At 59.3% G+C, this 26,291-nt stretch carries 22 protein-coding genes and 1 riboswitch; of the genes, 16 read left to right on the forward strand and 6 right to left on the reverse strand.

The annotated features are described in order from the left end of the window. Positions 1 to 21: 21 nt before the first annotated feature. Positions 22 to 2,184: a glycosyl hydrolase family 28-related protein gene (locus tag PV407_RS20120; protein ID WP_332091778.1), complete on the forward strand. Its 2,163-nt coding sequence runs from the start codon at positions 22 to 24 to the stop codon at positions 2,182 to 2,184. Positions 2,185 to 2,218: 34 nt separating this feature from the next. Here PV407_RS20120 and PV407_RS20125 read toward each other — a convergent pair whose 3' ends face one another. Next, entirely contained in the window at positions 2,219 to 3,358 is a 1,140-nt protein-coding gene (locus PV407_RS20125) for a THUMP domain-containing class I SAM-dependent RNA methyltransferase (protein ID WP_332091779.1), read from the reverse strand. A 194-nt stretch (positions 3,359 to 3,552) separates the two neighbouring features. Here PV407_RS20125 and PV407_RS20130 point away from each other — a divergent pair, with 194 nt between their 5' ends. Both PV407_RS20130 and PV407_RS20135 read left to right on the forward strand, forming a co-directional pair. Then, positions 3,553 to 4,209, forward strand: coding sequence for an O-methyltransferase (locus PV407_RS20130; RefSeq protein ID WP_332091780.1), 657 nt, complete (start codon positions 3,553 to 3,555; stop codon positions 4,207 to 4,209). Next, positions 4,209 to 5,009 carry a polysaccharide deacetylase family protein gene (locus tag PV407_RS20135; RefSeq protein WP_332091818.1) on the forward strand — a complete coding sequence of 267 codons (801 nt, stop codon included), beginning with the start codon at positions 4,209 to 4,211 and terminating at the stop codon, positions 5,007 to 5,009. The genes PV407_RS20130 and PV407_RS20135 overlap by 1 nt, the downstream gene beginning before the upstream one ends. A gap of 67 nt (positions 5,010 to 5,076) precedes the next feature. Here the strand turns inward: PV407_RS20135 and PV407_RS20140 are convergent, their stop codons facing one another. Continuing rightward, positions 5,077 to 6,291 carry an MFS transporter gene (locus PV407_RS20140; protein ID WP_332091781.1) on the reverse strand — a complete coding sequence of 405 codons (1,215 nt, stop codon included), beginning with the start codon at positions 6,289 to 6,291 and terminating at the stop codon, positions 5,077 to 5,079. Between the two features lie 304 nt (positions 6,292 to 6,595). Here PV407_RS20140 and PV407_RS20145 point away from each other — a divergent pair, with 304 nt between their 5' ends. The 3 genes from PV407_RS20145 to PV407_RS20155 all read left to right on the forward strand — a co-directional run bounded on the left by PV407_RS20145 (position 6,596) and on the right by PV407_RS20155 (position 11,360). Then, the gene (locus PV407_RS20145) at positions 6,596 to 8,137 is read left to right on the forward strand and encodes a PAS domain S-box protein (RefSeq protein WP_332091782.1); all 1,542 of its coding nucleotides are present in this window, start codon (positions 6,596 to 6,598) and stop codon (positions 8,135 to 8,137) included. An 827-nt stretch (positions 8,138 to 8,964) separates the two neighbouring features. Next, positions 8,965 to 10,674 carry an ABC transporter ATP-binding protein gene (locus tag PV407_RS20150; protein WP_332091783.1) on the forward strand — a complete coding sequence of 570 codons (1,710 nt, stop codon included), beginning with the start codon at positions 8,965 to 8,967 and terminating at the stop codon, positions 10,672 to 10,674. A gap of 104 nt (positions 10,675 to 10,778) precedes the next feature. Continuing rightward, positions 10,779 to 11,360, forward strand: a complete 582-nt coding sequence (locus PV407_RS20155) for a spore coat protein (RefSeq protein ID WP_332091784.1) — start codon at positions 10,779 to 10,781, stop codon at positions 11,358 to 11,360. 92 nt (positions 11,361 to 11,452) lie between these two features. Here PV407_RS20155 and PV407_RS20160 read toward each other — a convergent pair whose 3' ends face one another. After that, positions 11,453 to 12,310, reverse strand: a complete 858-nt coding sequence (locus tag PV407_RS20160) for a helix-turn-helix transcriptional regulator (protein ID WP_332091785.1) — start codon at positions 12,308 to 12,310, stop codon at positions 11,453 to 11,455. Between the two features lie 233 nt (positions 12,311 to 12,543). On the opposite strand from PV407_RS20160, the gene PV407_RS20165 reads away from it, so the two are divergent. Continuing rightward, positions 12,544 to 13,869: an extracellular solute-binding protein gene (locus PV407_RS20165; protein ID WP_332091786.1), complete on the forward strand. Its 1,326-nt coding sequence runs from the start codon at positions 12,544 to 12,546 to the stop codon at positions 13,867 to 13,869. A 52-nt stretch (positions 13,870 to 13,921) separates the two neighbouring features. Here the strand turns inward: PV407_RS20165 and PV407_RS20170 are convergent, their stop codons facing one another. The 3 genes from PV407_RS20170 to PV407_RS20180 form a co-directional block, all read right to left on the reverse strand. After that, on the reverse strand, positions 13,922 to 14,515 hold the full coding sequence (locus tag PV407_RS20170) for a response regulator transcription factor (protein WP_332091787.1): 594 nt from the start codon (positions 14,513 to 14,515) through the stop codon (positions 13,922 to 13,924). Next, on the reverse strand, positions 14,502 to 15,776 hold the full coding sequence (locus tag PV407_RS20175; protein WP_332091788.1) for a sensor histidine kinase: 1,275 nt from the start codon (positions 15,774 to 15,776) through the stop codon (positions 14,502 to 14,504). The genes PV407_RS20170 and PV407_RS20175 overlap by 14 nt, the downstream gene beginning before the upstream one ends. A 120-nt stretch (positions 15,777 to 15,896) precedes the next feature. Continuing rightward, positions 15,897 to 16,889, reverse strand: a complete 993-nt coding sequence (locus tag PV407_RS20180; protein WP_332091789.1) for an alpha/beta hydrolase — start codon at positions 16,887 to 16,889, stop codon at positions 15,897 to 15,899. Between the two features lie 252 nt (positions 16,890 to 17,141). Between PV407_RS20180 and PV407_RS20185 the strand changes: the two genes are divergently transcribed. The 9 genes from PV407_RS20185 to PV407_RS20225 all read left to right on the forward strand — a co-directional run bounded on the left by PV407_RS20185 (position 17,142) and on the right by PV407_RS20225 (position 26,150). Continuing rightward, positions 17,142 to 17,621 (forward strand): DUF3574 domain-containing protein, encoded by a 480-nt coding sequence (locus PV407_RS20185; protein WP_332091790.1) that lies wholly within the window; start codon positions 17,142 to 17,144, stop codon positions 17,619 to 17,621. A gap of 84 nt (positions 17,622 to 17,705) precedes the next feature. After that, positions 17,706 to 18,413: a hypothetical protein gene (locus PV407_RS20190; protein WP_332091791.1), complete on the forward strand. Its 708-nt coding sequence runs from the start codon at positions 17,706 to 17,708 to the stop codon at positions 18,411 to 18,413. Further along, positions 18,403 to 20,199 carry an NPCBM/NEW2 domain-containing protein gene (locus tag PV407_RS20195; protein ID WP_332091792.1) on the forward strand — a complete coding sequence of 599 codons (1,797 nt, stop codon included), beginning with the start codon at positions 18,403 to 18,405 and terminating at the stop codon, positions 20,197 to 20,199. Before PV407_RS20190 ends, PV407_RS20195 begins: the two co-directional genes overlap by 11 nt. A 50-nt stretch (positions 20,200 to 20,249) precedes the next feature. Next, a riboswitch (ZMP/ZTP riboswitch) is annotated at positions 20,250 to 20,333 on the forward strand. Between the two features lie 67 nt (positions 20,334 to 20,400). Next, positions 20,401 to 21,270: a bifunctional 5,10-methylenetetrahydrofolate dehydrogenase/5,10-methenyltetrahydrofolate cyclohydrolase gene (locus PV407_RS20200; protein WP_332091793.1), complete on the forward strand. Its 870-nt coding sequence runs from the start codon at positions 20,401 to 20,403 to the stop codon at positions 21,268 to 21,270. Continuing rightward, positions 21,267 to 21,914, forward strand: coding sequence for a cyclodeaminase/cyclohydrolase family protein (locus PV407_RS20205; protein ID WP_332091794.1), 648 nt, complete (start codon positions 21,267 to 21,269; stop codon positions 21,912 to 21,914). The genes PV407_RS20200 and PV407_RS20205 overlap by 4 nt, the downstream gene beginning before the upstream one ends. A gap of 11 nt (positions 21,915 to 21,925) precedes the next feature. Next, a complete protein-coding gene (gene purN, locus PV407_RS20210) occupies positions 21,926 to 22,534 on the forward strand; it encodes a phosphoribosylglycinamide formyltransferase (RefSeq protein ID WP_332091819.1) in 609 nt (202 codons plus the stop codon). A 338-nt stretch (positions 22,535 to 22,872) separates the two neighbouring features. Beyond that, positions 22,873 to 23,682, forward strand: a complete 810-nt coding sequence (locus PV407_RS20215) for an AraC family transcriptional regulator (RefSeq protein ID WP_332091795.1) — start codon at positions 22,873 to 22,875, stop codon at positions 23,680 to 23,682. 165 nt (positions 23,683 to 23,847) lie between these two features. Beyond that, entirely contained in the window at positions 23,848 to 24,729 is an 882-nt protein-coding gene (locus PV407_RS20220) for a phytanoyl-CoA dioxygenase family protein (RefSeq protein WP_332091796.1), read from the forward strand. 398 nt (positions 24,730 to 25,127) lie between these two features. Further along, positions 25,128 to 26,150 carry an alpha/beta hydrolase family protein gene (locus PV407_RS20225; protein ID WP_332091797.1) on the forward strand — a complete coding sequence of 341 codons (1,023 nt, stop codon included), beginning with the start codon at positions 25,128 to 25,130 and terminating at the stop codon, positions 26,148 to 26,150. Positions 26,151 to 26,291 lie beyond the last annotated feature (141 nt).

Below are 26,291 nucleotides of genomic sequence, written 5' to 3' on the forward strand. Positions count from 1 at the left end.
ATGTTGCCTGGAGGTGCAGCGATGGATCAGACAAGAAGAAAGCTGCTTGCTTCGCTGGGTATGGCGGGGGCTGGCGCCTTGTTTTCCAGCTCGATAAGCGGGGCGGCGGACGGGGTGTTCGGAAATTCGGTAACAGCCGTCGTATACGGCGGAGGCGGGTGCGCTCCGATACCTGATGCGGAAACGTGCGCAGCGATGTTTGTTGCGGACATTCGGTCGATGACGGACGTATGCGCATCCGCGGCATATTACGTACTTGACGGCGGAAAGGAAGGCTTTTTTCGATACGATGCCTCGGACACGAACTCTGCCGACAACGGAGGAACCGTATTGGTGACGGCTGCCGGCCATAGACTGAAGCGGGTCGTCACCGATGGCATCGTGCAAGTATCGTGGTTCGGCGCACGCGGCGACGGCAATGCGGACGACACCGATGCGATCCAGGCCGCGATCGATTTCGTGTCCGGGAAGAAGGACGGCGGTACGGTATATTTCCCGCCGGGTACGTATATTGTCTCCCCGACGATGACAAGACGGATCGTGCTTCGCAGCAACGTGCATGTAACGGGAAGCCGCAATGCAATCGTCAAAGTAAAGCCCGATGCAGGCAACTACTTGACGGTTTTCGGGCCGCAGAGCAATTCGACGATGTTGAAGAACGTATCGATTTCCCAAATATGCATCGACCAGAACGGAACGAACAACACGACGGGGTATGTGCAAGCGGGGGCGAATGCGGGGGCGCAGTTTGCGGTTATGGCTTTCCGATTCGAGGGCGTTACGATCGACAACGTCCGGTTCGAAACGGCATCCGGCATCAATACCGTCGTGTTGAACGGAAGCGGCTCGCGAGAGGCGGTTGTCCGCAACTGCTACTTCAAATTCGTTCGGGCGAACGGCGCGCCGAATTACGACCATGCTACCGTCTATTTCAACTGCGATAATCATTATGCCGTGAATAACGTATTTGTCGCGGACGTTGGCGATAAGGCATATGCTGCCATCGAAACGCATAACGGACTGAGCGTAATATCCGGCAATGTAATGGAAGGGTACTGCACGGGTGTAAACGTATGCAGCGCCAGCACCGGCCAGCCGATGGCGCGGGCGTCGTCCGATATTACCGTAGTCGGAAACACTATCGGTCGGACGAATCACGGCATCCGGTTATGGCCGTTTACCGGGCAACGTTTAAGCAATGTGACCATTGCCGCCAATACGATATCCGTCGCTTCCGCCGATCACCGGGAAATGACGAGTTCTGCGATCAGTATCGTTCCCGAAGGGGTGAATCAAACGTTAAGCGGCACGGTCGACAATTTGACGATATCGGACAATACGATCCGATTTCAGGTCGAGCCTGAAGCCAGGACGATGTCGGAATCGTTCGTCTATGCGATCGGGTTGGCGTCGTACGGTCATGTTCGAAATGTAAGCGTATACAACAATTCGATCGTCGGAGCGCCGCTCACCGCCATTCGGGTCGGAATCCGCAGCGTCCCGTATACGTACGAGAATATTCAATTGAAGCACAATATGATCGTCGATGCGGGAATTTACGCATTTGCCGCCAATGCCGGTTTTCGTAGCGCTATTTTTTTGGACGGACATTTAAGTCGCGTATACGCCGATGACAACGTCATTGTCGACACCGGCGAAACGATGAGAGGCTTTCAATCGTTTTATACGAATTCGATGAACGGCGCTTCGTTCAACGACGTTTCGATCCGAAACAATAAAGCGACTGCCAAACAAGGCGGCTACCTTCTAGCAATCCAGGCAGGGCAAGTCGATACGGGAAGCAAAACCGCGACGCATTACAGCGAGTCGATCCCGCCTTCGGCGAAAATGTCCGTCGAGTTGGGAGACGTAATCGTCCTTACGGGTCCGCTGACGACCGGACAATATTACGGTTACCGCGTCGGGAAAGCGGGAACGTTCGGAACGACCGGAAGTCTGACCGCTACCGGCGCGGGCGGAAACCGATATATCTCCGTAAGCGACGCGAGCGTGCTGGGTGTCGGCGACGTAATCCGGATAGCGGGTCTCGGCACAACGGATTTCAAAGTCATTTACGCTTCCGGAACGACCATCATGCTTGACACGGTTTTGAGTGCATCGGTCACCGACGCCTTCGTTACATATTCGGCGCCGGTATTGAATCCGTTCGGTCAGCTGGCTTGACGGTATACGTACATGCGAGCTACTACGGCCTCTCTCAATCGCGCCGCGGAGGAAGAGGCCCGTGATACATATTCAGGTTGCATTCGATCCGCCCGTTGAACAGCTTCCGCTTCTTGTCGGCGTGTTTGCCGAAATAATGCTCGAACTGCTTGCTCGGGCTCAGGGCGAACAGCGACCAGGTCGGCAAGTTGGCGAACACCGAGCCGAGCTGCCGGACCGCCTTCTCGACCTCGTCCTTCGAGCCGATCCGTTCCCCGTACGGCGGATTCGTGACGATGCAGCCGTAATCGCCGGCCGGCCACAGCTTCGCGACCGGAGCTTGATGAAACTTCAGCTCGCCGGCGAGGCCGGCTTTTTTCGCCGCCGCTTCGGCGACCTCGATCGCCGCCGGATCGATGTCCGAGCCGACGATGTCGAGCGGCTCGTCGTCTCGCAGCAGGTCGTACGCTTCTTCCCGCGCTTCGTCCCACAGCGCCCGGTCCAGCGTCGGCCACGCCTCGGCGGCGAATTCCCGGCGCAGCCCCGGCGCGATGTTCCAGCCGATCATGGCCGCCTCCACCGGTATCGTCCCCGACCCGCAGAACGGATCGACGAGCGGCCGGCCGGGACGCCAGCGGCTGAGCAGCACCATCGCGGCCGCCATCGTTTCCTTCAGCGGCGCTTCGGTGATGAGCTTGCGATAACCCCGCTTGTGCAGGCCGGGTCCGGTCGTATCGATCGTAAGCGTCGCGATGTCGCCGAGCAGCGCGACTTCGATGACGTAACGCGGGCCGTCCTCCGGAAACCACTCCGTCCCGTAGCGCGTTTTCATTTTTTCCACGACCGCTTTTTTCACGATCCCTTGGCATGCCGGCACGCTCGACAATTGCGACTTGTGCGAGCGGCCTTCGACGGGAAAGGCGGCGTCTTCCGGAATCCAGTCCGGCCAAGGCAGCGCCTTCGTTCCTTCGAACAGCTCGTCGAACGTCGTCGCCGGAAACTCGCCGAGCTTCAGCAGCACCCGGTCCGCCGTCCGCAGCCATAAATTGGCCCGGGCGATGGCCGACTTGTCCGCCTGAAACATGACTTTGCCGTTTTCGACCATGACGTCGTCGTAGCCGAGCTCGCGCACCTCGCGGGCGACGATCGCCTCGAGTCCCATCGGCGCGGTTGCGATCAATTGCACTTTATCCACGTGACAGCTCCAATCCATCCTAGATGTTTAACGGCGCCGGGCGCGCTCCCCCGGGCGACGCGGGCGCCGATTTTTTCGGGAGGCGATATCGGTACAATGTATTGTGTCCGTCCGGGCGAAACCATACAATTAGTATAGGCGAAACGCCGGAAGGATACAAACGCCGCGGAAGGCGGCGGGGAGCGGAGGACGACATGGAGGATCGGTATTTTCAAACGGCGGACCGGTACGTCGAATCGCTATACGAAGCCGATGGCGATCTGGAACGCGTGGCCGAGTCGATTCGGGAGCGCGGAATGCCCGAAATCAGCGTGGCGCCGGGCTACGGCAGATTGCTGACGATGCTCGTGCGCTTGTCGGGCGCAAAGCGCGTGCTCGAAATCGGAGCGCTGGGCGGCTACAGCGGCATTTGTCTCGCCAGAGGGCTCGGAGCGGACGGCAAGCTCGTCTCGCTCGAATTGAAGGAGGAGTTCGCCGCCGTCGCGCGCGCGAACGTCGAGCGGGCCGGCTTCGGAGGGAAGGTCGAATACCGGATCGGCGAGGCGCTGGCGAGTCTGGAGCGGCTTAAGGACGAAGGGGCGGCGTTCGACTTTTTTTTCATCGACGCGGATAAAGGGAATTACGTCAATTATTTGGACTTCGCGATCCGGCTGGCGAATCCGGGCGCCTTGATTCTGGGCGACAACGCTCTGCTGCACGGGAAAACGTTCGATCCGGGGGCGAACGGCGAATCGGCTCGAGTCATGCGCGAATTCAACCGGCGCATCGCCACCGATCCGCGGCTGGAAAGCACGATTTTGCCCGCCTACGACGGCTTGTGCATCGCGCGGGTGAAAGGGGCGTCGTCGTGATGCGCATCCGCTACGATCGCTTTCCCGGAGGCAAACGCAAGGCGGTCGCGCTGAGCTTCGACGACGGCCGGATCCACGATCGCCGGCTCGTGGCGCTGTGCAACGAGTACGGCCTGCGCGGCACGTTCCATTTGAATTCGGGCTTTCTGGGCCGGGACTCGTACGTCGAAGCTTCGGAAATCGCGGCCTTGTACGCGGGGCACGAAATATCGGCGCATACGGTCGATCATCCGTTTCTCGACATGTCGCCGCCGGACCAGATCGCCAGGGAAATTACGGCGGACCGGGAGGCGCTCGAGGCGCTGGCCGGCTATCCGGTGCGCGGCATGAGCTATCCGTTCGGCACGTGGAGCGAACGGCTCGTCGGCATGCTGCCGGCGCTCGGCATCGAGTACGCGCGCACGACGAGAAGCCACGGCGCGTACGACCTGCCGTCCAACCCGCTGCTGTGGCATCCGACCTGCCACCACAAGCAGATGGTCGAGCACGCCGCGGCGTTCGTCGAGCAGCAGCCGCGCCATTCGCGGATGCAGCTGCTTTACGTGTGGGGCCACAGCTACGAGTTCGAAAACGACGGCAACTGGGATTTGGTGAATCGGTTCGGCGAAACGATCGGCGGCCGGGACGATATTTGGTATGCGACCAACGCCGATATCGTCCATTACATGCGCGCCTTGAACGAGCTGCGCTTCTCCGTTTCGTGCCGGCTGATCCATAACCCGTCGGCGATCCCGGTATGGGTGAGCGCGGAAGGCGATGCGGTCGAAATCGCCGGCGGCGCGACGGTCAATTTGTCCTGACCGAAGCTTGTACATGGCTACGGCAGAAGGGGCACCCCACCGTTTGGAGCTATCGAACCCGCAGCGGTCAAGGGCGCCCTCTGTCGACGGCCGCCGTCCGTTTGATCAACGTTTGGCGCACCCACAGCGCATTGGCGGCCAGCATGACGGTCGCGATCAGGAAAATGCCGCGAATCGTAATGAGGCCGGACAAGGCCCCGCCGACGGTCGGGCCGATCATGTTGCCGAGGCTCAGGAAGCTGCTGTTGAAGCTGTACGACCGGCTCTCCATGCCTTCCGGCGTATATTTGCGGATCAGCGCGTTCACCGAAGGCAGCAGGCCGCCCATAAACATGCCGAGCATAAACCGCGCCGCGAACAGCTGCCATACGTTTTGGACGAGCGCCTGCGGAACGAACATGACGGCCGCGCCGACAAGCGACAGCCCGAGCACGCGCTCCTGGCCGATCCGGTCTCCGAGACGGCCGAGCAGCGGAGAGGCGATCATGTTGGAAAAGCCGGTGATCGAGCCGACGAGTCCGGAGAAAAACGCCAGCATTTCCCCTTCGCCGTGCAAATGCTGCACGAACAGCGGAATGAGCGGCATCGAGCTGAGCATCGAAAACTGGATCAGAAACGTAACCGTAAACAGCGACGTCAGCTGCGGAATTTTGCCCAGCTCCTTCAGGCCGGCCACGATGGAGACGTTCGGCTGCTTGGCGGCTTTGCCGGCATCGAATTTTTCTTTGACGACGACCATCGCCAGCACGGAGGCGACGAACAGCAGCGCTCCGGTTATGTAAAAGATCGGCCGGAAGCCGACCCATTCCGCGAGCAGCCCGCCGATAAACGGTCCGAGAATGCTGCCGGCCGTCCCCCCGGATTGCAGCGTCCCCATCGAAAAGCCCATTTTCTCCCGGGGCGTGTTCGTCGACATAAGCGCGACCGCGGCCGGCACGAAGCCGGATATCGTACCGTTCAGCATGCGCAGCAGGAACAGGTGCCATACGTTTCCCGCGAAGCCCATCAGCGTCATGACGAGCGCCATGCCGAAGCCGGAGCGGAGCAGCATCACTTTGCGCCCGTGCCGGTCGGCGAGCTTGCCCCATAGCGGCTGAAACAAAAACGAGGTGACGAAGTTGCCGGCGAAAATGACGCCGGACCAAAAGGCGACTTTGCCCGGATCGGTAATGCCGAGCTGCTGAATATAGAGGGGCAGGAACGGAATAATCATCGTCATCCCCGCCATGACGAGAAAGTTTCCGAACCATAATACAATCAAGTTTAGCTTCCAGTTGTTCATGGCGATTCACTCCTTGCCGTTTACCCGATCGCCGGTTGCGGCATTTAGTCAGTTCCGGACCCCCGCGCGGCGCTTTGCGGGGTTGCTTCGCATACCGTCCATTATAGCATGTCCGGCGCGCGGAACCACCTTCGTGAATGGTCGATCGAAAAACATAGATATTGCTAAAATAGTTATAAAGTCCTATCATAGGAAAGTGACAAATAGCGCCAAAGATCGGGCGAGACCGACCTGTTCCGTCCGGTAACGGTGCAGGGAGCGCCGTATTTTCGAATATGCTGTCGGCTGTGGAGAGGAGTCGCATATGGCCGGGAACAACACTATGTCGAAGGAAGTCGGACCGCTTCTTGACGGCGCCTTCGACCGCGCCGCGGGCGGGCAAGCCGATGCGGCTTGCGTCGGACAGGACAACAGACCGTTTCGCAAATATAAGGAGATGCGGAGCCTGCTGGCGGAAAAATCGCTCAACTTGATCGCCGTCAGCTCGTCCGATTGGATGATCCGTTACGTTTCCCCGGCGATACGCAAGCTGCTCGGATTCACGGCGGAGGAAGTCGTCGGACGAAAGCATACCGACCTGCTGCATCCCGACGATGCGCCCGACGCGGACCGTTTGCGGGAAGGATCGGTTACCGTAACGAGCCGGTACCGGCACAAGGACGGACGATACATCTGGTTCGAGTGCACGTATCGGACCGTTCCGGCGGCCGACGGAACCGTCGAGTCCGTATTGTCGTTTTGCCGCGACATTACCGAGCGGAAGGCGGCCGAGGAACGGATGGAGCTGCAGACGGAGCAGTACCGGCGGCTGATCGATCATTTTCCCGATGCGGTGCTCATCTCAAGCAGGCGCAAAGGGCTGTACATGAACCGGGCCTGCATCAAGCTGCTCGGCGGCGTTACCGGGGAAGACGAACGGACGCTGCTGCGCGATCCGTTCCGCTTCGTGCCGCTTCCCGAGCCGCAGCCGAACGCGGCTGCGCCGGAAGCGGGCGCCGTTTCCGACGAAGGCTTCCGCGAAATCCGGCTCACCCGGCTAGACGGCCGGACGATCGAAGCCGAGGCGCGGTCGGCAGCCGCGGCGTTTCAGAACGAGCAGGCCGTCGTTACGATTATCCGCGACATTACCGAACGGAAAAAAACGATGGAAATGCTTTACCATTCGGAGCGGCTGTCGGCAGCCGGACAGCTGGCGGCCGGAATCGCCCACGAAATCCGCAATCCGCTGACGGCGATTCGCGGCTTTCACCAGCTGATCCAGTCGAACGGGCCGAAGAAAGACTATTTCGACATCATGTCGGCCGAGCTGGACCGGATCGAAATGATTTTGACCGAGCTGCTCGTCCTGTCCAAACCGCAGGAGGTGAAATTCCAGCGGGCCGATATCGTGGCGCTGCTCGCGCAGGTGATCGCTTTGCTGGAGACGCAGGCGATCATAACCGGCGCCAGACTGCTCATCGAATGCGAGCACAGCGCGCTGTACATCCGGTGCGACGCAAATCAGCTCAAGCAAGCGTTCATCAACCTGATCAAAAACGCGATCGAAGCGATGCCGGACGGGGGAGACGTGACGATCGCGATCGTGCCGGAACGAAGCAAGCTGGTCATTCTCGTGACGGACGAAGGACCCGGCATACGGGAGGAGGAGCAGTCCCGGATCGGCCAGCCGTTTTATACGACGAAGGAGAAGGGGACCGGACTTGGGCTCATGATTACGCAGCGCATAATCGAAAATCATCGGGGAACGATGAAGATCGAAAGCGTCGCGGGCGAGGGCGCCACGTTCCGAATCGAGTTTCCGTTCGGAGAGGAGCCGCGGAGCGGCGAAGACGGTGCGGGAGGATGACGTTTCATAACGAGGCCGGGCGGGTTCCGCGTCCGGCCTTTGCCGGGCCATTGGAATAAAACCGAACGGGAAAATGACAGTCCATTCGCTCTCCCAGCGGCGTCGTTTCGAAATACCGGGGAAAGCTCCGGTTCAAATGGCGCCGTATCGGCGTGCAAAAGGATCGGTTGCGCGGAAAAGCCCTCGGTTCCGGCGCTCTTTTTTAAGGATCGCTCGGCAACCGGGTTCCGCGCCGGTTGATGCGGGATGGAACGAATCGTAGTATGCTTATCGGCGGAAAAAACGATCGTTTTCGGGCTAACGAATCCGGACATCGCTATTCAGCCGAAAATGGGAGAAAACGATCCGGTTTGCCGGCAATAGCGATACCGGAGTTCGTAACCCCATTCAAACCCTCGCATTCGGCTCCGATAACGATTGCCCGGTTCGTTAGCCGTATGATCGAAAACCGGAAGAAGCGAAGTGAAGTCGAAAACAGCTCTCAGGAGCTCAACAGGGAATGGGCGGCAGAGCGGAACGATCATGGGCCGACTATGATGTCGTGTCGGTAACTCCAAGCCATAAGGACAACACGACTTTAACCAGCGGTTGCAGCCTACTCCCTATCTCCAGTGCACCTGGGTTTGAGTTTGGACATAAGAGGAACGTCCGGTCTACTGCCGGATGGCCTTGCTTCTTGTCGGCGCAAGCCGAACCCCTGCCCCGCATCGCCCGCGACCGACCGGATCAAACGGTTGAAAGCGGTCCTCTCCCTTGCCCGCGCGGGCGAAAGCCTAGTATAATGGGCACGACTCGACTACGAAGAAGCGGATGGGAGCCATAGAGAGATGGGCGTCATCAAACGATTTTTCACCTATTACAAGCCGCACAAACGGCTGTTTATGCTCGATTTCGGCAGCGCCTGCGTCGTGGCGGTGCTGGAGCTCGCGTTTCCGCTCGCCGTGCAGTGGTTCGTCGATACGCTGCTGCCGGAAGGCGAATGGCGGACGATCGCGCTGGCCGGGAGCGCGCTGTTCGCGCTGTACGTGGTCAGCACCGGCCTGCAGTTCGTCGTAGGCTACTGGGGCCACAAGCTCGGCATCAACATCGAGACCGACATGCGCCGCCAGCTGTTCGAGCATGTGCAGAAGCTGTCGTTCCGTTTTTTCGACAATACGAAAACCGGGTACCTGATGTCGAGGATGACGAACGACTTGTTCGATATCGGGGAAATGGCCCACCACGGGCCGGAAGATTTGTTCATCGCCTGCATGACGTTCGTCGCGTCGTTCGCGATCATGCTGTCGATCAATCCGCCGCTCGCGCTCGTCACGTTCGTCGCCGTGCCGGTGCTCGTCTGGCTCGTAACGGTCTGCAACAAGCTGCTGCACGAGGCGGCGGGACGCATGTACGCCGAAATCGGCGAAGTGAACGCGCGCGTCGAGGACAGCATGTCCGGCATCCGCGTCGTCAAATCGTTCACGAACGAATCGTTCGAGATCGAGAAGTTCGCCCGCGACAACGCCAATTTCCGCAAGGCGAAGCTGCGGTCGTACTGGATCATCTCGTTCAGCTCGTCGGGCATTTACTTTTTGACCCGCCTGTTCGCCCTGCTCGTGCTCATGTTCGGGGCGTGGTTCAGCTTTCGCGGCGAGCTGACGTACGGCGAGCTGATCGGCTTCCTGCTGTACGTCAACCTGTTTTTCAAGCCGATCGAGAAAATCAACGCGCTTTTGGAAATGTATCCGAAAGGGATGGCCGGGTTTAAACGGTTTACGGAGCTGCTCGACACGGCGGTCGACGTGGCGGACGCTCCCGACGCGATCGACGCGGGGCAGCTGAAAGGAAACATCGTCTTTCGCGACGTGACGTTCGGCTACGAAGACCACGCGAAAGTGCTGCGGCATATCGACCTGACCGTCCGCGCCGGGGAAACGGTCGCCTTCGTCGGGCCGTCCGGCGCCGGCAAAACGACGCTGTGCAGTCTGATTCCGCGCTTCTACGAGGTCGACGGCGGCTCGATCGAAATCGACGGCATCGACATTCGCCGCATGACGCAGCGGTCGCTCCGGCGCAATATCGGCATCGTGCAGCAGGACGTCTTCTTGTTCACGGGCACGATTCGCGAAAATATCGCCTACGGCAACCTGAACGCCACCGACGCGGAAATCCGCGACGCCGCCAGGCGGGCTCATCTGGACGCGTTCATCGAGGCGCAGCCCGACGGCTACGACACGCAAATCGGCGAGCGGGGCATCAAGCTGTCCGGCGGGCAAAAGCAGCGGCTCGCCATCGCCCGCATGTTTTTGAAAAATCCGCCGATCTTGATTCTCGACGAAGCGACGTCGGCGCTCGATACGGAGACGGAGGCGATTATCCAGCAATCGCTCGAGGAGCTCGCCGAAAACCGGACGACGCTCGTCATCGCGCACCGGCTCGCGACGATTCGCCATGCCGACCGGATCGTCGTCGTCACCGAGGACGGCATCGCGGAGCAAGGGCGCTACGACGAGCTGATCCGGCTCGGCGGCGTGTTCGCCGGACTGCACCGGGCTTGATCGGGAACGCCGGCGGCTTGCTCATAATTTCCTTCGGCCTGGGAACAGTAAGACGGGCATAGAAGTGACCCGATATGTTTCGATACCGAAGGAGATGAATGCAGATGCCGTACGGCGCACACGAAACGATGGAAGTGCACGAACTGCTGAACGAGAAAATGAACCTGATCAACCATTTCTCGTTTTACGCGCAGCAGGCGCAAAACCCCGAGCTTCGGGACATGATCGACCGCCATTTGCAGACGGCGATGCAGTCGTACGACCAGTTGGTCGCCTATACGCACGACTATAACGCGGCGACGATGCGCCAGGCTCCGGCCGGCATGCCGGCGGTGCAGCCTCAGCAGGTGCAGTACGGTCTTCACCAGCCTGCGCCGCAAGCGCCGGTGCACGGACAGTTCGACGACCGGCAAATCGCACTCTCGATGCTGTCGTGCCATAAAAACTCGGCGAAAAACCATATGGCCGGCTCGCTCGAATGCGCCGACCCGAACGTGCGGCAAATGCTCGTCAACGGCGCGGTCGTTTGCTCCAATCAGGCGTACGAAGTGTTTTTGCTGCTCAACCGGATGGGCGCGTACCAGGTGCCGACGATGCAGGATCAGACGGCGAAAACGTTTTTGCACGCTTATCAGCCGTCGCAGGCCGGCATGCCGGCGGCGCCGATGGGCGGACGCTACAATTGATTCGGAGAGCAGGCTAAACGAAACGCGGAAAGCGGCACAGAGCGGATCTGTGCCGCTTTTCGTCGTCCGGATGCCGGGGGCCGGCGCCCGCATTACGCCCAGCGGGTGCTCTCCCGCACCATTTTCCGGTACTGGTCCGGCGTCATGCCCACCTGCTTCTTGAACACCCGGCTGAAGTGGGACAGATGCTTGAAGCCGACCTGGTAGCCGACGTCGGTCACCGAATGCCGGTCGCTTTGGTAAAACAATATTTTCGCCTGATTCACCCGGCGTTTGTACAAGTAGTCGAACACGGTCATGCCTGTCACCTCGCGGAACACCTTCATCAGATGAAACCGGTTCATATGCAGATCGGCCGCCATGCGCTCCAGCTCGATATTTTCCATATACGTTTCTTCGATGTAGTCGATCATGCTCTGGACGTACCGCTGCCGATCCGACGCCGGTTGCCGCGCGGCCTTCATCTCCGGGCGGCATTGCTCATAGATGAGCATGAGCAGGTCGTAAAACGCCGAAAGCAGCCGGTTCCGGTGAACGACGTCGTTCGAGTAGTAAAACCGGTTGATTCGCGCCAATATGTCCTCGCATTCTTCCTTCGCTTTCGGATCGAGCCGAATATGATGGTTTCGCAGCCGCTCGAACGGCTTGAGCGGGTCGCACGCCAGCAGATCGGGACCGAACAGCTGCACGAGATGCGGCTCGAACGAAAACATCGTGCGCACGTACTCGCTTTCCCGCTCCACCTTCGGACAATGCCGGGTCATGCCGTTCATGATGATCAGATCGCCCGACTGCAGCGGAATGACGCGGTCCCCGAGCAAATAGTCGCAGCGCCCTTCGTGGAAATAGTACACCTCGTACTGCGGATGCGAATGAAAAGCCGGCGCTTTCGGCACGACGCTCCATTTGTAGTAATATTCGGCGAACAGGCGAAATGGGTTCGATTTCAAGTGAAACCCCTCCACTCTCGGACGGTGCGTAGTCGAATTTATTATAACATAGAACGTACCGGTTTGAGACCGCTTCCATTTTCGTCCGGCGTCCGATGCAAATCGCCACTGACAGATAACGGATCGCGGCAGCTTCCCAGTCTCGGTCAAACCGCAGGCGCCGCGGCCGTGATATATTTTGGTGTGAAATCGCTTCACGACAAGCGACAATTTACAACAGAGGGGTGCCCAGCATGATGAAAAAAGCGGCAGGCTGCGCATTGGCGGCGGCTCTCGCGTCCGGAGCGCTGGCCGGATGCGGTGGAGGAACGGGCCATTCGGGAGCGCCGGCGGACGAGACGCCGAAAACGGTTCAGAAAGAAACGCCGGTCGAGCTCGTCTTTTACGACGGCGGCGGCGACTGGCCGGCGGAACGGTTCGAGCGGGAGTTCGGCGGCCCGATCCGGCAAAAGTTTCCGCACGTTACGCCGAAATTCGTGCCGTATACGAACGGCAGCAAAGTGCAGGACATGATTACGGCAGGCGAGCCGCCGGATATCGTTTTCGCTTCGACCGGTCTCGTCTACGCCCGGTTCATGCAGTACGAGCTGCAGCAGGACATTATGCCGCTCATAACGAAGCACAAGTTCGACCTGAGCAAGCTGGAGCCGGTCGTCGTCGACCAGATGAAGCAGCTGGCGGGCGGCGGCGGCATGTACGGGCTGCCGGTGTTCATGTCCCCGGCCACGATGTACTACAACAAAGATTTGTTCGACAAGTTCGGGGTCGCGTACCCGAAAGACGGGAATACGTGGGACGAAACGTTCGACATGGCCAAAAAGCTTACGCGCGACGACGGGGGCGTCAAATACCGGGGGTTGTTCGTATCGGCGCAGCATTTGATCCGGCTCAACCAGTTTTCGCTCAAGACGCTCGATCCGGCGACGAACAAAGCGTCGTTCGCGGACGACAAGTGGAAAACGTTTTTCGACAACGCGACCCGCTTCTTCACGATTCCGGGCTACGACATGACTACGGCGTTGACGAGCGTGACGAACCAGCGGGCCGCCTTCATCAAAGACCGCAACGTCGCCATGTGGCTGCCGGTCAGCACGCAGCATACGGCCGAGGAGCTGGCGGGCATGAACTGGGACATCGCTTCGTTCCCGTCGTTCGCGAGCATGCCGGGCGTCGGGCCGCAGCCGTATCCGAACGCCTTCTGGCTGGCGCGCACGAGCAAGCACCCGGACCAGGCGTTCCAGGTAATGGCGTATCTCGCATCCGAGGAGTTCCAGCTGTCCGGCGTCAAGCGGGGCGAGTTTTTGTCGGCGCTGAAGAGCGATACGCTGCGCAAGTCGTTCGGCCAGGACGCCGCGATGTACAAAGGCAAAAACATCAAGGCGATGCTCCCCGAGAAGTTCGCCCCGGCGGCGCCGATCGGCAAATACAACAGCGTGGCGGAGGGCAACCTGCTTACCGGGTTCAACAACGTCATTCTCGGCAAAAAAGATACGAACACCGCGCTTCGCGAGGCGGAGGAAGCGACGAACAAAAAAGTCCAGGAAGAATTGAGCAAATAAAAGCGAGCGGCCGCCGTCCGAACCTTGCGGATCGCGGCCGTTTATCCATCGTTCATCGTCGCTCGTCGGAATTCAATTTGCTATGGATCAGCTTCAACTGCTTTTTGACCGTTTCTACGGATTTGTACAGCTTTTGCGCAATTTGCGCCTTGCTGAACCCCCGATCTTTCAACTCGTACACTTCGCGCTCCGCTTGCGTCAATATTTTAAGTTTCCGCTCCTTGCGCAGTTCGGCCGTAACGACGCCCGACACGTCGGAATGCAGCCTTACTTTTCCGGCGTTCGCTTCGCGAACCGCCTGAGGGATATCTTTGTAGGACGATTTCGTAATATAATTGATCGCCCCTCTGTCGAACGATTCCAGGATGACGTCCGGTTCATCCCGCGAAGTGAGCATGATCATTTTATCCACGCCGATTTCCGCCAATCGGCTTGCGACCTGGAGACCGCACAATTCGCCGCCGTCTTCGGAAAGCTGCAAATCGATCAAGACGACGTCAACGTCGGACGAGGTTATGCCGGATGCTTCTTCCTTGGCGAACGCCTGCCTCACGACGACGATATCGCCTTCTTGCTCGATATATTCGGTCAAGCCTTTCATCCATACCGGATCGTCTTCGACGATCATCAATTTAATTTTGTCCATATGCCTTCTCCGGATGATGTAGTCGATCGGACGGAGGAGCTGCGGAAGCGAAAGCCACCACTCTTCTCATCGGAAACGCCAGCGTGAACGTAGTTCCTTGGCCGGGCCGGCTTTTGACCGAAATCGATCCCCCGTGCTTTTGCATGACGTTATAGCAATATGTCAATCCGAGTCCGTAATTTCCCGCCCTTCCTTTCGTCGAATAGAACGGATCGAACACGAGCGCGCGTTTGGCTTTTTCGATCCCTTTACCCGTGTCCGTAATGTCGAGATAAGCGTCTCTCCGCGTACGGTACGTTTTCAATAAAACGGTCCCGCCGTTGTCCATCGCCTCCAGCGCGTTTTTGACGATGTTCGCGATCGTCTCTCGTATATGCACGGAATCCCCGACCACCTTCAAGTCTATGTCAAACTGCTTGACGATGCCGGCTCCTTTCGATTCGAGAAGGGGCTCCAGCAGCTTGACGGCTTGCTCCGCGCAATCCGATATCCAAAATTCGGACGGCTCGAGATCCAAAATGTCGAGCTTTTGCTGGATGCGCGCGGACAGCTCCAATACGTGCCTCGTCGAACGGAGCACAAGATCGATATCTTCGTGAGGCTTCGCGTAAAATTCCGGAACGTTGTTCTTCAGCCGGCCGGCCAAAAGATCGATTTTGGCGATTTCGTTTTTGATCGCATGATTCAGCAGCAGCGTTCCCGAGGCGACGGCCTTCATCGTCGAATCGCGGCGCTGCTTCTCGACCCGCACCTGAACGCCGAGGAAGCCGTACCGAATCGCTATGTAGACGAACAGCAAAAACTGCACGCCGATAATCCAAGGGTTGTAGTTCCACACCCCGGCGATGCCGATCGCCTCAAGCCAAATATTCGTCACGAGCGCGAACGAAGTCATCGGCACGACGACGATCGTGGTAAGCAGCTTCTGGCTTTTGATCGCCGGCCGTTTTTCCCGCCAAGTCGAGACGATCATGAGCAGATTGGCTCCCAATATATACGGGGTGACCCATAGCGCCAGCACTTTGTAATCGGCCTTCAGTTCCGGGTAAACGGGATATATCGCGCACATGGCGACGACGGGAGCGAAGAAAGACAGCTTGCACAATCGTTTTTGCAGCGGCGTTTTCAGCACATCGGCGAATACGAGGCCGAAGATGAGAATCGCGTACGGAGTGCCGTAATGTCCGATCGAAGACAACAATCCGTCAAGAAGCAGAATCCAGGAAGGACGGTCCAATTCATGGCCGAGCAATACGGTCAACCCTCCGCATCCTCCACAAAATGCCACGATGCACGTCCATCGAATTTTTTCGTTTCTCGGGTCGGCGAAAATGAGGATCGCGCAAATCAGCCAAAGCGCAGCCCAAAGTACAACCATGCGTCACACCTTTGCATCCGTTATTGTTTGGCGCACGAACGATAACGCGTCCCGCGCGATCGTTCGTTTGCGAAGAACGATTCCCGCGTGACCGCAATTGTAAACGTAGCGTTTAGGCCGGTCCCACGATTCCCACAACAGGTCGGCGTCCTCCCGATGCACGTACAAATCGTGTTTCGCCGACAGCAGCAAAATGCGGTCTTTACTCATTTTCGGCAGCGCGGCGCTCGGCTCCGTTATTTTCCACGATCGGGCCAAAGAGGCGTAAGTCATGCCGTGATGCTCCAAGTCGGCTTTAATATGCTTGCCCGGGATCGTGTTCCAGATCGAATAGGACAGCCGGTTCGCGTAAAAGATCGACACCATCGCATCGATGTCCGGCTCGACCGTGGCGGTCAAATTCGTCACGAAGCCGCCCAAGCTGACTCCGATCACGACGACCGGTCCGCGTTTGTTCGTCTTCATCCAGCGGATCAGCGCTCGCAAATCGACGACCGCCTGTCTGACGGACCGAATCGTTCGGCCGATGTCGGCGCTGATCATATACTCTCCGCTATACAGCGATCGTTCGGGTTTTCTCCTAAAATGATAGGGCAGCGTCAAATAGTACGAATTCCAGCCGAGCTCGTCCGTCAGCCGCCTTTGAAACATTCGTTTGATCCGATCCAGCGAACTCATCCGCCAGCCGTGTACGAAAATGACGTTAGGCGCGGCTTCGTCGGGATGGACAAACGCCTCGCCCGACATCGTATCGTTCGACGGATCGCCCGACGGCATCAAGCTTCGGTATGCGAACATACCTGCGTTATACCCGTCTGCGCGGCGATGCAGGTCGAACGCGATATTCGGCGTGGCGCCGGCATCGTAGAAGTCGTCCGGCTCCGACGGTTCCGGAACGGATTCCGGCACGGGGCGGAACTGATAGTCCTTGCTGCGGGTTTTATGAAGGGCGTGCAAAGCGCAACGGTCTATCGCCTTGTGAAAAACGGAGCTCAATCTGTTCGTCCCTCCCTGCAGTCTTTAAAAAGGGTAGTCGATTCCGCTCCGAAAGTCACGGCTCTAATTAATCATTTTTTCGACAAAATCGATAAGCCGATCGTCGCAATAAAAATATAAATATTACCATATCGGGAGACGTGCGGGAAGGGGTATTTTTTGGACCCTCCCCATAACGCGCCGAACCTTTTACCATTTAGTTGTCGTTTGACGGGATGAAATCGAACTTCGCGAGGAGGAACGGAAAGGAAGATGAAAAAAATCGGATACGGTTTGCTCGGCTTGCTGGCGGTTGCGCTTTTATTGCTTCCGCTTCAACCGGCGTCGAACCCGCTGCAGGTTTTCGCCGAGTCGGCGGCTGCCGCGGAAAGCGGCGCAAGCGAATTGCAAAAGCAGACGAGCCTGAATCACGTCGTCAAACTATATGTGCCTTCGACGGTAAACGGATCGATTCCGATCGCGGATGAAGCTCACGTTCGATTCGTCGACGAGGCGCTGGCGAAATTTTCGAACTTGTTCGGCGGGGCGACCGCCATCGAAGGGACCGGCGGCTGGGTCGACGACAACAAGAGGCTGATCAAAGAAAAAGTGACGATCGTTTACAGTTTCGCGGACAAACTCGACAATCCGTCGCTGAACGAAGTCGTCGCATACGCGAAACAGCTGAAACAAGATTTGACGCAATCGTCCGTCTCTCTCGAAGTGGACGGCAAAATGTATTTCATCGAATAAACGAAGCGTGAAAACGATTGCTCGTATCGTCGGTAATCCTTGGTCAAGGAAAGCCGATTTTTCTTTTGGAAAGGGGAACGCAGGGTGAAACGATACGTTATAGGAATGATGGCGATCCTCCTATTTCTCGCCGTTACGGGATGCGGTCGATTGGACATTACCGTCCGCGACGACGGTTCGGGGGAAGCGAACTATACGGGAGAGCTTGCGGGCAAGGTCACGGCTCGCGACATAAGGGGCGAAATCGAGAAGCAGATCGAGAAGGCCAACAAGAATGCCGGCGGAGAAGTCATCAGGCTGGATCGATTCGAGGAGAAGGACGGAAAAATGTCCGCGAAGGTCAAGTTCGACCGCATTTCGGCACTCGGCGGAACAGACGATTCGCTGCTCGTGACGGTCGACGATTTGAAGCGGATTTATCCGGATCGGATCCGAGAATTGACCGACGTCAAAAACCGATCGGCCATCGGGCCGGAGACGATCGCGAAAATCGGAGACAAGCCCGTCCTGTATCTCGACGACTTGGACGACGATATGGAAATTACCGTTACGGTGCCCGGCAAAATCGTATATGCTTCGGGAGGAACGGTTTCGGAACAAAATTCGCGAAGCTTGCTTGCAAACGACGATCGCGTCGTGATCGTCTACGATCCCTCCAACGGAATGTCGGCCGCGGTTTGGCTAGTCGTATTGGCGGTCGTTGCCATCGTTCTATTCGTCCTTTACAGGATCGGGTTGTTCGACAACATAATGTCCGGCAGGAAAGGAGGCGGCATTCCGAATGCGCAATAAAGGACGCATGAAGCTGATCGGCTTGTTAGGCTGTTTGTGGCTCGTGTCCGGGTGCGGCGGCGGAGACAGGGAGTACGGCAAGCTGATGGCGGCCGCCGACAAGGCGATGGAAAGCTTGGACGCGGAGACGGCCGCCGCTCAGTACCGCAAAATAACCGAGATGGACCGGGAGAAGCTCGAGTACGGGGAAGGGCGGATCGCCATCGCCAAGAAGCTTTTGGCGGACGCGGAAAGCTTGAAGCTAAAGCTGGGCGAACTGAAATCGCGTGCGGAAACGGCGAAGCAGAAGCTCGCCGGACTGGATACGGGGAAAGCGACGGCGAAGGAAGTGGTCGACGTTTACCGGGAGCTGGGCCGTATTCATTCGGAGCTCGAGGCGTTTCCGACCGCGGCGTTGTTCAAAGAAACGGGCGATATGCTGACCAAGCTCGCAGGCGACGCGAAAAGCGGCAAAATCGATCCGCTCCGCAAGGAAATCGAAGACCATATGGGCAAGCTCGCGTTCGACAAGGCGGAAACCGGCACGGCGGAGCTTCGCGTATATGAAGACGGCCTGTCCGGCGTCGCAGGGAACACGGCCGCCGATTATTCGGCGAAGATCAAAGCGGAGAAGGCGAAATATATCGAGCTGCCGGCCGTATACAACCAAAGAAACGTGACGTTGCTTGAAAATGCTGCCGGTAAAATCACGTTTCTTGGCGAAGGCGTCAAAAACAACCGGCTTGCGCTGTTTTACAAATACGAAGGCCCGATCCGGTTTGCGGCCAAAACGCTCCCGCCCGCAATCCAAGCGGTGTTCGCGGACGGCAAATCCGCGAACGCGGAAAAAATGACGCTCCGCCATTACCCCGATTACGCCGTCGGCTACCAATACGTTTCCGATACGCCGACGAAGACGCTCGTCCGGCTCGATTACCGTTTCGGTCTGCAGCCGAAAGAGGAGTTTGCGAAGGTCGATATCGGTCCCGCCGGTGCGACGGACACTTTGAAGGAAGTGCTCGCTTTCCCGGACAAGGAGCTGTCGTCGTCCGCGAAAGCAACGAACGGCGGGCTGACCGTGGAAATCGGCAAAGTGAAGGCAAGCAAAAACGCGGTCGAAATTCACGGGAAGCTGACGGCCGCGGCGGACACGAAGCTGAAGGACGAGGCGAGTTTGTACGTGCCGGCCATAGACTTGCGCATAGACCGAGCGATGAACGAAAGTTTGTTCGCGGGGGTCGCGAAGGAATTCAATGTTTCGTTCGATCTGAACGGAAGCCTTTCCGCCGACGCCAAATATGCGAAGTTCCGGATAGGCGGGGTTCAGATGAACGTCGATTTGGGAACGGGAGGCGAGTATAAGCCGGACCAAGAGCTTTTGGCGCAGCAAATCGTCGTGCCCGGTCCGGATACGCAAGTGTGGGAAAGGTTCGACGATTGGGACAACCGGTTTTTGCAGGACGCCTCTGGCAATATTTACGTGAACGCCATCGGCTTTACGAGCGACTATTCGTGGACGAAGGAGGCAGCGGTTGCGTTCGGCTTGAACGGAGCGTTCAAACGGTTCGCGGCCCAAATCGGCGTCGCCAAAACGACCGTCGGAGCGGATTTCGGAACGAGCGAGCTGAAGGTGATCGGCGACGGCCGACTTCTGCAAACCGTCTCGTTCGATTCCTCCGCCCCCGCTGCGGTAAACATCGATTTGGACGTAAGCGGCATCCATACGCTGCAGTTCGCGGCGAGCCAAACGAGATCCCGCGGCGACGCCCAGACGTTGATCGTCGGGGACGGGGTTCTGTCTCCGTAAAAAGGGCGCTTCTCTTTCGGGAGCGATTTTGGTAAGATGAGAACGAGAGGAAGTCCGCGCGTAACTGGCGAATCGGTGGAGTACCACGAGGGAGCGCGCGGAAAACGGACATACCGCTCGCCTGGGTAAAGTGTCCGGAGCTGCCGCCTGCGCGGTCGCTTCGGATGCTTTTTCTTTGTTCGTGTAACAGGAGGGATGGGCATGGGGATTTGGATGCATGCGAAGGAAGCCGCCGATCGGGTGCGCGAGGAAGTCGCGGCGGAAGCGGCGGCGCTGCGGGCGGAAGGGATCGTCCCGAAGGTAGCCGTTCTGCTCGTGGGCGGGGATCCGGCATCGGCGTATTACGCGGAATCGAAGCGGAAAATCGCGGCCAGGCTCGGCGTCGAATACGAGCTGCGCGCCTTGCCGCGGACGGCGACGGAGGAGCAGGCGATCGCGGTCGTCGCGGCGTGGAGCCGGGACCCGGCGGTGCACGGCATTATGGTCGAGCTGCCGCTGCCGTCGCATCTATCCGCTTCGAAGGTGTCGGCGGCGATCGACCCGCTCAAGGACGTGGACGGCGTGACGCCGGCGAACAAGCTGGCGGTCGTCGCGGGGGAGCCCGGGCTGTACCCGGCGACGCCGCAGTCGTGCATCCGCCTGCTGCACGCTTACGGGCATTCGCCGGAAGGGAAGCACGTCGCGCTCGTCGGGCGGGGACAGACGGTCGGCCTGCCGCTGTTCCATATGCTGCAGCGCGAGCAGGCTACCGTCACCGTCTGTCATTCCCGGACGGCCGATCTGCGGCGGCACGTGGCCGCCGCCGACATCGTCATCGCCGCGGTCGGCCGGGCCGGGCTGCTGACGAAGGACATGTTCCGCAGCGGGTCTGTCGTCGTCGACGCCGGCATTAACGAGACGCCGGACGGCGGCATCGCGGGCGACGTCGCGCCGGACGCGATCGAAACGGCCGCGGCCGTTTCGCCGGTGCCGGGAGGCGTCGGCACATTGACGACCGCGCTGCTGTTCGCGAACGCGATGAAGGCGATTCGCCTGCAGCGGCAGGCGGCGAAAGGGGAGAAGCGAGAATGACGAAGCAGGCGATGTTCGACCGGACGATCCGGTCGTTTCTGGACGAAGCGTCGGCGGCGACGCCTACGCCGGGCGGCGGGAGCGTGGCCGCGCTCGTCGGGGCGCTCGGAGCGTCGATGGTATCGATGGCCGCCCGTTTTACGCAAGGGGCGAAATACGCCGAAGCGGAGCCGGCGATGAATGAGGCGGCAGCCCGGCTGCGGGACTGGACCCGCGACTGCGAAGATATGCTCGAGGCGGATATCGTCTCCTTCGAGCGCTATATGGCGGCGCTGAAGCTGCCGAAGGCGACCGAGGAGGAGAAGCGCGTCCGCTCGGACGCGCTGCGCGAAGCGGCGCTGCAGGCGATCGAGGTGCCGCTCGGCCTGATGCGCATTTGCCGCGACGCGCTGGAGCTGACCGCGGGCATCGCGGCGTCCGCCAATCCGAACGTCGTCTCCGACCTCGGCATCGGCGCGCTGCTGTTCGAATCGGCCGCCCGGTCGTCCTATTTGACCGTGGAGATCAACCTGGCGTCGCTGCAGGACGAGGGGACGGTCCGCGAGCTGGACGACCGCGCCTTCGGACTGCTGCAATCGTGCGCGGAGCTGAGCGACCGGACCGCGGTCGCCGTGCGAGGCGTCATTTGGAAAGGAAGGCGGTAAGCGTGGCTGCGATGAACATCGCTCTGTTCGCCTCGCACGGCGGCTCGAACGCGCAGGCGATTATCGACGCCTGCGCGGCAGGCAGGCTCGACGCCGCCGTCGCCGCCGTCATCAGCAACAATTCGCAGTCGGGGGCGCTCGAACGCGCGCGAAACGCGGGCATCCCGGCTTATCATCTCAGCTCGAAGGCGTACCCGGAAGAGGATCGGCTCGACGAGGCGATCCGGGATACGCTGCTCGGACATCGCGTCGACCTGATCGCATTGGCCGGCTATATGAAGAAGCTCGGTCCGCGCACGCTGCGGACGTATGCGGGCCGCGTCGTCAACGTGCACCCGTCGCTGCTGCCGAAGTTCGGCGGCCGCGGCATGTACGGGATGCGGGTGCACGAAGCGGTGCTCGCCGCCGGCGAACGGGAAACGGGCATAACCGTCCATCTGGTCGATGCCGAGTATGACGAAGGGCCGATTTTGGCGCAGTGCGCGGTGCCCGTCATGGCGGGTGATACGGTCGAGACGCTGGCGGAGCGCGTGCTGCGGAAGGAGCACGAGCTTTACGTCGAGACGCTGCGGCGCATTGCGGCCGGGGAAATCCGGCTCGGTCCCCCGGGATTACGGTAATGTTTTGGCCGCCTGTGTTTTACACGAATAGATGGAAAACATCCATCTAAAAACGTCATGATAGGGCAAAAGTTGGATTTTAACTGGAAATGCTCCTTTTAAAAATCCACGGTAGAGCGACATAGGAAGAAATTGCAGCGATTAACGGGACTTTTTCCCTTTATAATCGCAGCCATTCAAGCGCCATTGTGATTAGCCTGAACATTTCCCGTTATTTCGCCATAATTTCAGTCGTCCCCCTCTCGCTCGGCTTCCGAGTATCAAGAGAACAAGATGCAGCGTGAGATGTCTAGCTGTTTAGGTACAATAAGCTTACATAACGAGGGGGAATGAGAACGATGTGGAAAACGGTCGACCGCGTACAGGTGAGCACGGCGATTATCGGACACGAGGACGGCTGGAACATGCCGTTTCACCGGCACGAAAGCTTCGAATGCTCGGCCGTCCTGGAAGGGGACGGATTTTTCCAGGCCGAAGGCGAAGCGCCCGTTCCGATCGAGGCGGGCCATGTCGTCCTCATTCCGCCGGACGTGCTCCACAGCTACCGGACGGAAAGCTCGATTCGTTTCGGCGTGCTGCAGGCGGGGAAGGCGGAGCCGGAGACGGTGAAGCTGTTTCGTTCGGTCGCGGAAACGGACAAAGCCGCCTACCGGCTGCTGTACTTGTCCCCTCACGAGCTCGGCGAGTACGAGACGCTGTTCCGCAGCTGGCTGAGAGCGATCTCGCGGCCGCTGCGGGAGCGGGAGCGGGTCGCGAATACGTGGATCCGCCTGCTGCTGCTGACGCTGATGCAAAGCGCCGATTCCCGCGTAAAGCGGCTGTCGATCGCCGGCAGCGCGGACTATATCCGGGACAACGTCGCGAGGTCGGTGCCGATCCGGGAGCTGGCCGCGATGGCCGGCGTGTCGGAATCGTCGTTCCGGCGGCAGTTTCACGAGACGTACGGCGTTTCGCCGAAGCAATATGTGCAAAACTGCCGGCTCGCCGAGGCGAAATGGCTGCTTCGCGCGTCGGACAAGCCGATCCGGTTCGTCGCCGAGCAGGTCGGATTCGCGAGCATTCACGCGTTCAGCGCGTGGTTCCAGAAAACGGCGGGGACGGCACCCGCCGAATGGCGGAAGCGGCAGCGCGGCGGCATGGACTTGTGATCTCTTTCGGGGGATCCGGGAGAAGCTGGGGGACCCGAGGCTCGACCCGCGCCGACCGTTTTCATTAACTTTTTCGGCGTTCGGAATAAATACGGGGCGCGGCCGACCCCGCTATAATGAGGGCGATGCCAGGCAAATCCATTATGGCGGGGGAGGTGTCCATCGATGAAAGTGAACATTTGCGGCAGCGAGTTCGAAATGGGCGGTCCGCATTTGACCGAGCTGCGCAGCTCGAACGACATTTTCGGCGATCCGGAGGCGCTCCGCGAGCGGATGCGGGAAGACGGTTATATTCTCATCCGGGGATTCCACGACCGGGAAAAGGTGCTGAAGGCGCGGGCGGACATTTTGGACAAATTGAACGCGATGGGCAAGCTGGACCCATCTGCGACGTACGATAATCCGGTTATCGCCGCCGGCGGAAAGGGAGCGATGTTCGGCGGCCCGAACCGCGATTTGCCGTCGTTTCTCGACGTCGTGAACGCGCCGGAAACGATGGGCTTTTTTTCCAGCTTTCTCGGCGGCCCGGCGCTCACGTTCGATTACAAATGGCTGCGCGCGGTCGCAACCGGCGGATTTACCGGCGCCCATTACGACATCGTTTACATGGGCCGCGGCACCAAAAACGTGTACACGCTGTGGACGCCGTTCGGCGACACGCCGGTCGAGCTCGGGACGCTGGCCGTCCTGCTCGGCTCGCACCGGCTCGACAAGCTGAAGGCGACGTACGGCGAGATGGACGTCGATCGCGACCGTATGGACGGCTGGTTTTCCCGCGATCCGGGCGAGCTGATCGACAAGTTCGGCGGCAGGTGGGCGACGACCGACTTCCGCGCGGGCGACGCGATCTTCTTCGGCATGTACTTGCTGCATTCGTCGACGGAAAATACGACGAACCGGTTCCGCATCAGCTGCGACACCCGCTATCAGCTTGCGAGCGAGCCCGCGGACGAGCGCTGGATCGGCGAGTCGCCGAAAGGCCATACGCCGCATAAGCCGGAGGAGCGCGCCGCGATCGAGGAAGCGCGCAAACGGTGGGGGCTGTGACATGTGACGGGACGGGCGGGCCGCGATCCGGCCGAGCGCTAGACGCCACGGCGGGATGCGATTCCGATTCGCGCGGAATGCCGGCCGGCGCGGAACGGATATGGCCAAGCGCGCGTGATAGAAGCTGCGCGGTAGAGGATTTCCCCGAACCGGGGATGCCTTCGATCAGGATCAGCTTCGTATTTTTCATGAGTATGCCTCCCCGCACTGTATTTTTAGCACTCAACAATGTAGAGTGCTAACAAAAGTCAATCCAATCATAGCGTTCGGTCTTGTAATCGTCAATCCCCATTAGGCGGCCGGAAGCCGTTCCAAATCGATCCTTAGCGAAAGCGCTTCGATATGTTCAATCGGACGATTATATGACAAAATAAGGTAAACGGGAAGGAGCGATCCGAATGAATGGAAATCCGCAGCAATATCTCGAACGGCTGTACGCAGGCATAACGCCCAAGTACGCGTTCGCCGCAGCGAACGAGCAGGAATGGGCGCGATGGCGGGAGACGCTGAGAGCGGTCGTCGCCGAAACTTTGGGCCGGTTTCCGGAGCATAAAACGGAGCTGCAGCCGGACCTGATCGAGGAAACGGATATGGGCGACCATATTCGGCAGCGGGTCGTTTTCGAGTCAGACCGGGACTTGCAGGTGCCGACCTATATCCTCGTTCCGAAAAACGCGAAAGGAAAGCTGCCGGCGGTGATCGCCTGCCACGGACACGGCTACGGGAGCAGGGCCGTCGTCGGCCTTCGTGCCGACGGAACGCCGAATGCGGACGACCCGGACTATCACAACAATTTTGCCGTCGAGCTCGTTCGCCGCGGTTTTCTGGTGGCGGCGCCGGAATTGCTCGGTTTCGGGGACCGCAGGCTGGCGGACGTCGGCTACAACAGCCCGAACGAAAATTCGTGCCATCCGATCGCCGCCCAACTGCTGATGATGGGCAGGACGATCGCGGGCGCGCGGGTGTACGACATTTTCCGCACGATCGATTATTTGCAATCCAGAGCCGACGCGGACGGGGAACGGATCGGCTGCATGGGCATTTCCGGCGGCGGTCTCGTCGCCGCGTTCGCCTCCGCTCTCGACGACCGGATTAAGGTCGCAGCGATCAGCGGGTACGTGAACACGTTCAAGGACAGCATTATGTCGATACGCCACTGCATCGACAACTACATCCCGAATATGCTGCTCCATGCGGAAATGCCGGATATCGTCGGGTTGATCGCGCCGAAACCGCTGCTCGTCGAGTCGGGGACGGCCGACCGGATTTTTCCGGTCGGCGCGGCGAAGGAAGCCGTATCGAAGATCGCCCGCATTTACGGCCTGCTGGGCGAAAACGACAAGCTCGGCCACGATGTTTTCGAGGGAAAGCACCAAATATCCGGTAACATGGCGTACGACTGGTTCGTCAAATGGCTGTGACGGTTTCTCCGCGGGGGAAGCCGTCTCCTCCGGGGGCTGCACGCCGCATCGAGGGCGAAGCGAAGGGCGCGATGCCGCAAAAGCGGAAAAAGAGCTTGCGCGTTTTTCCGTTTCGGCATAAACTGAAATCGGAGCAAAAAT

The sequence above is a fragment of the Paenibacillus sp. GYB003 genome, assembly GCF_036577625.1.
Lineage (GTDB): Bacteria > Bacillota > Bacilli > Paenibacillales > NBRC-103111 > Paenibacillus_AB.